Annotated in this window: 9 protein-coding genes; 2 read left to right on the forward strand and 7 right to left on the reverse strand. The window is 64.6% G+C overall.

What is annotated here, in order from left to right:
• Positions 1 to 424: 424 nt before the first annotated feature.
• From AC1ZV1_RS06330 to AC1ZV1_RS06345, 4 genes are all read right to left on the reverse strand, one after another.
• On the reverse strand, positions 425 to 940 hold the full coding sequence (locus AC1ZV1_RS06330; protein ID WP_484295984.1) for an HvfX family Cu-binding RiPP maturation protein: 516 nt from the start codon (positions 938 to 940) through the stop codon (positions 425 to 427).
• Positions 941 to 1,019: 79 nt separating this feature from the next.
• Entirely contained in the window at positions 1,020 to 1,658 is a 639-nt protein-coding gene (locus tag AC1ZV1_RS06335; RefSeq protein ID WP_484295985.1) for a hypothetical protein, read from the reverse strand.
• Positions 1,659 to 1,782: 124 nt separating this feature from the next.
• The gene (locus AC1ZV1_RS06340; protein WP_484295986.1) at positions 1,783 to 3,093 is read right to left on the reverse strand and encodes an ATP-binding protein; all 1,311 of its coding nucleotides are present in this window, start codon (positions 3,091 to 3,093) and stop codon (positions 1,783 to 1,785) included.
• A complete protein-coding gene (locus AC1ZV1_RS06345) occupies positions 3,090 to 3,830 on the reverse strand; it encodes a response regulator (protein ID WP_484295987.1) in 741 nt (246 codons plus the stop codon). The genes AC1ZV1_RS06340 and AC1ZV1_RS06345 overlap by 4 nt, the downstream gene beginning before the upstream one ends.
• Before the next feature lie 225 nt (positions 3,831 to 4,055).
• On the opposite strand from AC1ZV1_RS06345, the gene AC1ZV1_RS06350 reads away from it, so the two are divergent.
• Both AC1ZV1_RS06350 and AC1ZV1_RS06355 read left to right on the forward strand, forming a co-directional pair.
• Positions 4,056 to 4,328 (forward strand): DUF2790 domain-containing protein, encoded by a 273-nt coding sequence (locus AC1ZV1_RS06350; RefSeq protein WP_484295988.1) that lies wholly within the window; start codon positions 4,056 to 4,058, stop codon positions 4,326 to 4,328.
• Positions 4,329 to 4,425: 97 nt separating this feature from the next.
• Positions 4,426 to 5,646: a cytochrome c biogenesis protein DipZ gene (locus AC1ZV1_RS06355; RefSeq protein ID WP_484295989.1), complete on the forward strand. Its 1,221-nt coding sequence runs from the start codon at positions 4,426 to 4,428 to the stop codon at positions 5,644 to 5,646.
• 42 nt (positions 5,647 to 5,688) lie between these two features.
• On the opposite strand, the gene AC1ZV1_RS06360 is transcribed toward AC1ZV1_RS06355, so the two are convergent.
• From AC1ZV1_RS06360 to AC1ZV1_RS06370, 3 genes are all read right to left on the reverse strand, one after another.
• Entirely contained in the window at positions 5,689 to 7,548 is a 1,860-nt protein-coding gene (locus AC1ZV1_RS06360) for a sensor domain-containing diguanylate cyclase (RefSeq protein WP_484295990.1), read from the reverse strand.
• A 393-nt stretch (positions 7,549 to 7,941) separates the two neighbouring features.
• Complete coding sequence (locus AC1ZV1_RS06365) at positions 7,942 to 8,226, reverse strand: type II toxin-antitoxin system PrlF family antitoxin (RefSeq protein WP_484295991.1); 285 nt, start codon at positions 8,224 to 8,226, stop codon at positions 7,942 to 7,944.
• Positions 8,120 to 8,815 carry a helix-turn-helix domain-containing protein gene (locus AC1ZV1_RS06370; RefSeq protein WP_484297688.1) on the reverse strand — a complete coding sequence of 232 codons (696 nt, stop codon included), beginning with the start codon at positions 8,813 to 8,815 and terminating at the stop codon, positions 8,120 to 8,122. Before AC1ZV1_RS06370 ends, AC1ZV1_RS06365 begins: the two co-directional genes overlap by 107 nt.
• Positions 8,816 to 8,820 lie beyond the last annotated feature (5 nt).

The raw sequence follows: 8,820 nt of genomic DNA on the forward strand, positions 1-8,820 counted from the left end.
AGAGCCAGAGCTAGAGCCAGAGCTTGGGCGGGGTGGGGAATTGGCTTTTCGTAGGAGCGAGCTTGCTCGCGAACCGAGCCCTGCCGTTTTCCCCGGAAAACGCGTGCGTAGGATGCTGTGGAGCGCAGCGATACCCATCGATTTGCGTAGGGCGAATAACCCGGGATGGGTTATCCGCCGATACCACGATGGCGGATAACGCTGACGCGTTATGCGTCCTACAGTCCAGCGCCCGAGCAGCGTAGCTCGGCTTTTCGTAGGAGCGGACCTTGTCCGCGAAACCTGCACGACGGGCTACGTTGTATCAGGCGCGCTCCGTGGCAGTTCGCATGGCGCAGGCGCGCACGACTTTCCCGCAGGCAAAAGAAAACGCCCTCTCCAGAGGAGAGGGCGTTTCACGAAGAACCGAAGAATCAGCAGCCGTTCAGACCGTCCGGGAAGCCCCCAGGACCCGCCGCACCGCGCCATCGATACTCAGCGCGCCCGAGCCCTTGAGTACCAGCGGCACCAACGCCACCAGGTAAATCAGCGGCAGCTTGTAGTTGCCGAAGCCGTGGTCAGTGATCGAGTAGCCCTGGGCCAGTTCCGTGAGGCTCGACCACTGCGCCGGCCAGTGCACCGCAGCGATGGCGACGACGGTCACGACGATCAGCGAGGCCGAGGCGAATCGGGTCGCCAGCCCCAGGAACAGCAACACCGGCGCGATCAGTTCGGCCCACATCGACACCTGCCAGTCGAAGCCGGCGGAGAAATGGTTGAAGGGGAAGGGGAAGCTGGCGTGGATCTGTTCGAACCAGTTGTCGCCGTGCCATTTCTCCAGGCCCGACTCGAAGAATTCCCAGGCCAGGAACAGTCGCAGTGGGATATCCCAGCCCCAGGCGGCGAGGCGGTCGAGTTGGTCGAACGCGGTCTTGAGCGGATTCAGGGTCAGCAGGGTCATGGTGCACCTCGTAGGCAATGGTGTGGGCAGTCGGTCGTGGGCGGCCGGGCGAGGGGGCGCCCGGCGGAAGACGTCGGGATCAGGCGTTGGGCAGGACGGGGCGCGCACTACGGCGAAGGCGCGCGGCCAGTTTGGCGGTCAGCTTGAAGGCGATGGCGCTGAAGATCAGGCCGAACCCCAGCGGGTACCAGGAGCCCATCGGCAGGCGCTTGTAGAACGACAGGAGGAACACCCCGGCGATCACCCAGGTGCCGGTGCTGTGCAGGCCCTTCCAGACGCGGGCGCCGAGCAGCTTCACCGCGTAGGGGAAGGAGGTGATGGCCAGCAGGGTGATGAACAGGTAGCCGATCGAGCCGGGAATGTTCGCGGCGACGCTGCGGCCGTTCCAGAAGGTCTCGGGGAAGAACGTCACGTAGAGCATGATCAGCACCGCGTGCACGGCATGGGAAAAGGCGAAGGCCAGGCCCAGGAAGCGTCGCTCGCGCAGCAGGCCACGGGTGAAGTCGCTCGGCACCAGCGCCGCCAGGGACGAGGCGAGGAAGGTGGCGAGGAACAGCGCGAAGGACGTGCGGGCGGTAACGCGAATCGAGCTGCGCAGCGCTTCCACCCATTGCGGCTGGGACCACAGGGCCAGCGCGGTGACGGTCAGCACCAGCAGCGACAGCAGGGAAAACAGGCGCCAGCCATGCAGGCGGGCAGGTTCGGCGGGTCGGTTCATGGCGGGCTCCTTTGGGGGAACGCGGCGGGCGGGGTGCCGCCGCTGTTCGTGGAGCCATCCTGACGACGGGCCTTATCCCGGATGTGTCCGGGGAAGGCCGTCTTGTATCCCTGTGTACAGAGCGCTAATTGGCGGGACGCAGTTCCAGCTGCACGCACAGCCCGCCGCTGGCGCGGTTGGACAGGGTCAGCGTGCCGCCCAGCGCCTGGCTCAGCTGCTGGGCGATCGCCAGCCCCAGGCCAGTGCCGCCGGTGCTGCGGTTGCGCGAGCTTTCCACCCGGTAGAACGGCTTCATCACCTCGGCCAGTTCTTCCTCGGGAATGCCCGGGCCGTCGTCCAGTACACGAACACACACGACGCCCTGGGAATCGCGCTCGACTTCCACCTGGGCTGCGCCGCCGAACTTCAGGGCGTTGTCCACCAGGTTGGTGAGCACCCGGCGCAGCGCGTGGGGACGGGTTTCCAACACGGCGTTGCTGGTGCCCTGCAGCGCCACGGCCTGGCCGCTGTCCTGATAGTCGAGGACGAGGCTGTCGAGGAAGGCGTCGAGGTTGACCTTCACCGCCGGCTCGCTGGCACCGTCCATGCTGCGCGCGTAGGCCACGCCTTCGCGGACCAGGTGCTGCATCTCTTCCAGATCGTTCCACAGGCGCTCGCGCTCGGGCGAGTCGTCCATCTGCTCGACACGCAGCTTCATCCGCGTGATGGGCGTCTGCAGGTCATGGGAGATGGCGGCGAGCAACTGCATGCGCTCCTTGAGGTAGGAACCGATGCGGCCCTGCAAAGCATTGAAGGCGCGGGCGGCGTAGGCGACCTCGCTGGGACCGCGTTCGTCCAGGTCCGGCGCCGGGGTGTCCGGATCGAGGTGATCCACGGCCTGGGCCAGTCGGGTGAGCGGGCGGATCACCAGGCGCACGGCAACCCAGGTGCAGAACAGCAGCAGCGCCAGTTGCACGATCAGTACCCAGGGCAACCATTGCGCGACGGGGATGCCCTTGGGCGTCACGTCGATGGTCAGCGGGCTGCCGTCGGCTAGCTTCAAGTGCGCCTGGAAGTGCGGGATGGAGCCGGGAATGTCTTCGAAGCGCAGCGCGTAGCGCGGGCCGATGGAGTCGGCAATGGAGGTCGCGGCCATCGGCGCCTGGGCCATGTTCATCGGTTCGCCGGGCTCGCCGCCATCCAGCCGGTAGCGGTAGTTGGGGCGCTGCACCATGGGCAGCCAGCTTTCGCGTTCGTCCCTGGGCAGTCGGTCGAGCAGGGCGACGGCGGTGCTGACGTCGGTCTCGAGGTTGCCCAGCATCATGCTCCGCGCGCTCTGGTAGCGCTCATAGAACTGCGAGCAGAACGACAGGCTGTAGGCGAATACCAGCCCGGCGAAGAAGATCAGCGCCAGGCGCGCGGCCAGCGTGCGTGGCCAGTGCAGGACGGATTTCATGCGTGGGGCTCGAGCAGCTCGACGGCGAGGGCGAAGACGTAGCCCTCGCTGCGCACCGTCTTGATGTAGGCCGGCTCGCGGGCGTCATCGAGCAGGCGCTGGCGCAGGCGGCTGACCAGCAGGTCGATGGAGCGGTCGAAGATGTCCGCCTCGCGGCCCTGGGTGAGGTTGAGCAGTTGTTCGCGGCTGAGCACGCGCTGCGGGTGATCGACGAACACGCGCAGCAGGCGATACTCGGCGCCGCTCAGGGCGACCAGGGTACCGTCTTCATCGAGCAGGTGGCGCGCGGTGGTGTCCAGCTTCCAGCGACCGAAGCCGATCAGCCGGCTGGCCTCGCTGACCTGCAGGTTCGGCGGCAGCATGCGGGTGCGGCGCAGCACGGCGTTGATGCGTGCCAGCAGTTCGCGGGCGGAGAAGGGTTTGGTGAGGTAGTCGTCGGCGCCCATCTCCAGGCCGATGATGCGGTCGGTCTCGTCGTTGCGCGCGGTGAGCATCAGCACCGGGGTCGACTTGTGCTTGCCCACGCGCAGCTCGCGGCACAGCTTCAGGCCGTCGTCGCCGGGCATCATGATGTCGAGGACGATCAGGTCGACGCTGTTGGCGTCGAGGAAGGCGCGCATCTGCCGGCCATCTCCCGCCAGGCTCACGCGCAGGCCGTTCTTCTTCAGGTAGTTGCCGACCAACTCGCGGATCTCGCGGTCGTCGTCGACGATCAGTACGTGATCGACATGGTCCATGCCGTTGCCTCGCTCGTAGTGGGTTGAGGCGAGTGTATAGCGCCGCGCCGCGCTTGCCTTCCGTGCTTTGTATTCCACTGTATCTATAGCCGCCGCCGATACCCGGGGCGGCAAACCCGGGCCTTGCGCGACACAAGCCTGATACCTCCTGAACGTGAAATGGGCACCAACGGCGAGGCACACAGCCCCCGCCGGCTAAACCCGACACCGGACAGGAGAACCTCCATGAAAGCCATCCAGCTCGCCAACGCTTGTTTCTTCGCAGCCCTTGCCGCCTTCGCCAGCTTCGGTGCCCAGGCGGCCGATTCCCAGCCCGCCGAGACTTACCACTACGGCCAGAAACTGGACGTGAAGCGTGTCCTGGCCATCCACGAAGAGGCCGCCTCGCCGTTCGACTGCGGCATCGTCAACGCCCGCATGGACTACCTGGATTCCAGCGGCCAGCTGCACATCCTGGCCTATCGCAAGTTCGCCACCGACTGCAACGAAGGCGGCTGATTCCCCTGAGCCGCGGCCATGGATGGCCGCGGCGTTTATTCCCCTGGCGTTTATCCCAAGCGTGAACCCCACGGGCCAACGGCCCACCGAGGTGCCCATGTTGCTCATCGCCTTTCTCGGCGGGGCGCTGACGCTGCTCAGCCCCTGCATCCTTCCCGTTCTGCCCCTGTTGCTGCAGCGCGCCGGCGGCCCGGCATGGTCGCCGTGGGTCACTCTGCTCGGCCTGGCCAGCGGCTTCGCCGTGCTGGCGAGCCTGGCGACTGTCTCCAGCAACTGGGTGATCGCCGCCAGCGAGTGGGGCCGCTACGTCGCCCTCGTGCTGCTGTCGGTTTCCGCGCTTGCCCTGCTCTGGCCGCGCTTCAGTGACTGGCTGGCCAAGCCCTGGGCGTGGATCGGTGATCGCCTGCACGGCAAGGCCCGACGCATGCCGCCGGTGCTTTCCGCGTGGGTGCTGGGCTTCGCCGCCGGGCTGCTGTGGGCACCCTGCGCCGGGCCGGTGCTGGGATTGATTCTCTCCGGCGCCATGCTGCAGGGCGCCAGTGCGCAGACCAGTCTGCTGCTGTTCGCCTATGGTCTGGGCAGCGCCACGGTGCTGGGCGCCGTACTGTTCGCCGGTCGCCGGCTGATGCAGCACCTGCGGCCGCGCATGGCCGTCATCGAAAGGCTGCGCCGCGCCACCGGTGTGCTCGCCCTGCTGGCCGTGGTCGGCATTGCCAGCGGCACCAGCGCGCAACTGGCTTCCGGCGGCTCGTCCACGTTGGTCAACAGCCTGGAACGCAAGGTCATCGACGGCGTACCCGCGCTCATCAGTCAACTGATGCCCGGCGACATGGCCCATGGCGCCGAGCGCCTGCCCGACCTCGGCCCTGCGCCCGAACTGCAGGGCGCCGTGGAGTGGATCAACAGCCCCGAGCTGAACCTGAGTGACCTGCGCGGCAAGGTGGTGCTGGTCGATTTCTGGACCTACGACTGCATCAACTGCCAGCACAGCCTGCCGTACGTGAATGCCTGGGCGAAGAAATATGCCGACCAGGGCCTGGTGGTGATCGGCGTGCACACCCCGGAGTACCCGTTCGAGCGCGTGCCAGCCAACGTCCGCGAGGCGGTGAAACAACACGACATCCACTATCCGGTGGCGCTGGATAACCAGTACCGCATCTGGAATGCCTTCGCGAACCAGTATTGGCCAGCGCACTACTTCATCGATGCCCAGGGGCGGATTCGCCACCTGTCGATCGGCGAGGGCGGGTATGAGGAACAGGAGCAGGTGATTCAGGCATTGCTGAAGGAAAGGGATTTGGCAAAGGCCGGTGCGTGAGCGAGCGAGTGACCGGGTGGATGGGATATCCACCCCGTTCTCTTACGTTCTGCTGTCTTCAGCCACCTGATTTCGTCCCTGCTTCTTCGCCTCATACAACGCCGCATCCGCCCTGGCCACCAGCGTTTCGGCAGCGGCTTCCTGCCCCGGCGTCGCCGCGGCGATACCGATACTGACGCTCACCCGCCCCAGTGGTGAAAGCTCATGGGGCAGGGCGAGGGCTTCCACCGCCTGCAGCAGCTTGTTCGCCATGCCGCGCACGCCGGCGAGGTCGGTCATCGGCGCGAGGAAGACGAACTCCTCGCCGCCGTAGCGCGCCACCAGGTCCGTCGAGCGGTTGACCGTCGCCGCCAGCGCCTGGGCAATCTCGCGCAGGCAGGCGTCGCCTGCGGGGTGGCCGTAGTGGTCGTTGTAGCGCTTGAACCAGTCCACATCGATCAACGCCATGGCCAGCAGTTCGCCGGAGCGGCGCGCGTGGCTCCACTCCTGCTCCAGCACCTGGTCGAAGCGACGGCGGTTGGCGATGCCGGTGAGTGCGTCGGTGAGGCTGATGGCCTGGAGCTGGGTGTTCAGCTCGCGCAGCTCATCGGTGCGCTCGGCGACGCGCAGCTCCAGCTCGTGCTCGGAGCTGCGCAGATTATCCACAAGCTTTTGCTGGGTACGGATCAGTTCCTCCTGGACCCGCACCTTCTCCCGGCGCATCACGTTGAAGCGGTCGGCGAGGGCGAAGGCCAGCACGATCATCTCCATTGCCGAGCCCAGTTGCAGGCCGTCCACGGTGAACAGGTTGGTCGGCACGATGCCCATGGCGCGCAATGAGGTCATCGCGCCACCGAGCATCAGCAGTGCGAAGGCCGCGAGGAAGAAAAACGCGCTGCGCTGGCGCTTGAACGCGCTGACGATGGCGCCTGCCAGCAGGATCACCGCCGTGGCGAAGTTCAGCAGGATGCCGGCGCGGGACACATGGGGCAGCGCGATTGCATAGGCGACCAGGCTGAGCAGGTACAGGACGATCATCCCGCGCAGCACCCGGTCCAGGCGCGGCAGAATGCGGTCGAACTGCATCATCCGCCGCGCGAACACCAGAAGCGCGGCGAGGGCCAGCGACACGCCGGAGTAATACACGATGTTGGAATTGAGCGGCACGCCGAACACCGACCAGTCCGGTGCCAGACCGTTCTTGATCGCCAGCGCCGAGGCCGTGCAACTGACGAAGACCACGTAGAGCAGGTAGATCGGATCACGCAGGGCAAACAGCAGCATCAGGTTGAACAGGATCATCGCCATGGCGATGCCGAAGTACCAGGCCTTGCCCGTGTAGTCATCGCGCTCGTAGGCGTGGAACGCCTTCACCGGCCATAGCTGCAGCGGCACCAGCAAGCCGATGCTCGACTCTACCCGCAGGTACACCACCTGCTCCGACCGCGCCGGCAGGTTCAACGGAAAAACGAAATTACGGTTCGGGTAGACCTTGCTCGACTGCGGTACATCGCTGCCGGTGTTGAGGGTTTTATACGAACCATCTGCCTGCGGGATGTTCGCCTGCACATGCGATACCCGCGGATTCTCCACCACCAGCAAGCGTTGCAATGGCGTATCGCCTGGATTGCCCAGCGTCACCTTCAGCCAGAACGCCGAGCGAGTGAATCCCATTGCCAGCGAACTGCCCGGCGGCTGATCGCCCTTGAAACGTGCCTGCTGCGCGGGGGATTGCACGTCCGCCAGTGTCAGGCTGCGCGTCGGGTCTTCGAGGACGGAGACATAGGTGGTCAGCGTCAGTGGGTGGGTGGTGACGCCGGCAGCGTCGACCACCGGATCGGCCCAGACAGGACGGATCAATAGGAGAAGGAAGGTGAGCAGGAGCCAGGACAGCGATTGCCGGTGCGGGGCGGGAGCGGGCATGCGGCGGGTCCGGGGATGTAGGAATGCTGGCGATTCTACAAGAGCGGGTTTGGCGACGCCAAAACACAAAAGCCCCCGGCAACTGGCGCTGCCGAAGGCTTTTGCTTGGGGATCTGGAGCGGGCGAAGGGAAATGCAACCATTCCCCTTAGGCCGCATATCGACTGCTTCTCCTGATGGATATGGATGCAGTCGATATCAGGAACTGATCAGGTCAGCACGTCGCTATGATATCCGGATTTCAGATAATTTCCAGCATCAATGCGGAGAATTTTTTGTGCTGAGAGGGCGGGGTTAGGCTGTTGATCCGTCCAGATGAGGAAAGGCGCCATATCCATACCTCCTGGACCGCGGGGGAGTGGATGAACTCAAGCCCGTTGGAGTGTTCCGAGGGTCACAGGGGAGCATCAAGATTTACGGCAATACCCTCTACAAGGCTCTGAGCACGCTGTCTGAGGTTCGCGTCGACAGGCAACAGGCGCTCTGGATGAGCTGAAATGTCTTTAGCCAACAACACCAGAAACCGGCAGAGTGCCGGGTCATCCATTGTGTCTGCATCCCGGTCTTTCTGGTCAGAGAAACACATCAGGGGATACCCCAAAGCATTTCGACAACGCCACGATTTGTCGCCGAGTGGGTTTGCGTTTTCCGTTGAGAAGGTCGCCCACGACTTTCGCATCGGCCACCTCTGGCAGGTCTGCAGGAGTTAGATCAGGCTCGGTCATCAGGTAGTGCAACACTGCAGCTGCGCTTACCTGGGACACCGGATAGTGAGTCGTGTCGTACGCTTCCAGGTTGTCACCAATTCGGGCGGAAAGCCCTGCAAGCGGGTGCATTTCGTCATCTCCGATTATGGCCAATAGCTGACCTAGCATCTCCACCAAGGCTAGGTAGTCCCGCTCATTCGCGGGCTTTCTCAGTAGTGGTTCTACAAAGGACCAATGCGCGCAGGCGTGCTCCAACAAGGTGGGCTTCGGCAGAACCTCCATAGTCGTGGGGGGCGCGTGATCCACTCGACCGAAGCGCTCTTCATCAGGCAAGGGCGCATCATCGAAAAGTCTCACTGTGCGATGAGCCGTACGAAGGCTCGAAAGGGCATAAAAGAAGCAAGCTTCACAGAGACTGAGCCGGTAATTCTCACCGGCGTGTCTTGCTCCTTGTCCCCAGTTCGCAGTCAACTCGCCGCACTGGGGGCGACTATTTGCAAGTGGAAGCTCTTGGAGGCAAGCACTGCAAAAGGTGTCTTGGGTCGTCACGGCTTTCGACATGTCCT

The sequence above is a fragment of the Pseudomonas sp. BB438 genome, from assembly GCF_057180225.1.

What these genes read in the sequence shown, in the direction of transcription:
- AC1ZV1_RS06330 (WP_484295984.1), bottom strand. Translation starts at nt 940, where the DNA reads ATGACCCTGCTGACCCTGAATCCGCTCAAGACCGCGTTCGACCAACTC.
- AC1ZV1_RS06335 (WP_484295985.1), bottom strand. Translation starts at nt 1,658, where the DNA reads ATGAACCGACCCGCCGAACCTGCCCGCCTGCATGGCTGGCGCCTGTTT.
- AC1ZV1_RS06340 (WP_484295986.1), bottom strand. Translation starts at nt 3,093, where the DNA reads ATGAAATCCGTCCTGCACTGGCCACGCACGCTGGCCGCGCGCCTGGCG.
- AC1ZV1_RS06345 (WP_484295987.1), bottom strand. Translation starts at nt 3,830, where the DNA reads ATGGACCATGTCGATCACGTACTGATCGTCGACGACGACCGCGAGATC.
- AC1ZV1_RS06350 (WP_484295988.1), top strand. Translation starts at nt 4,056, where the DNA reads ATGAAAGCCATCCAGCTCGCCAACGCTTGTTTCTTCGCAGCCCTTGCC.
- AC1ZV1_RS06355 (WP_484295989.1), top strand. Translation starts at nt 4,426, where the DNA reads ATGTTGCTCATCGCCTTTCTCGGCGGGGCGCTGACGCTGCTCAGCCCC.
- AC1ZV1_RS06360 (WP_484295990.1), bottom strand. Translation starts at nt 7,548, where the DNA reads ATGCCCGCTCCCGCCCCGCACCGGCAATCGCTGTCCTGGCTCCTGCTC.
- AC1ZV1_RS06365 (WP_484295991.1), bottom strand. Translation starts at nt 8,226, where the DNA reads ATGCGAAAGTCGTGGGCGACCTTCTCAACGGAAAACGCAAACCCACTC.
- AC1ZV1_RS06370 (WP_484297688.1), bottom strand. Translation starts at nt 8,815, where the DNA reads ATGTCGAAAGCCGTGACGACCCAAGACACCTTTTGCAGTGCTTGCCTC.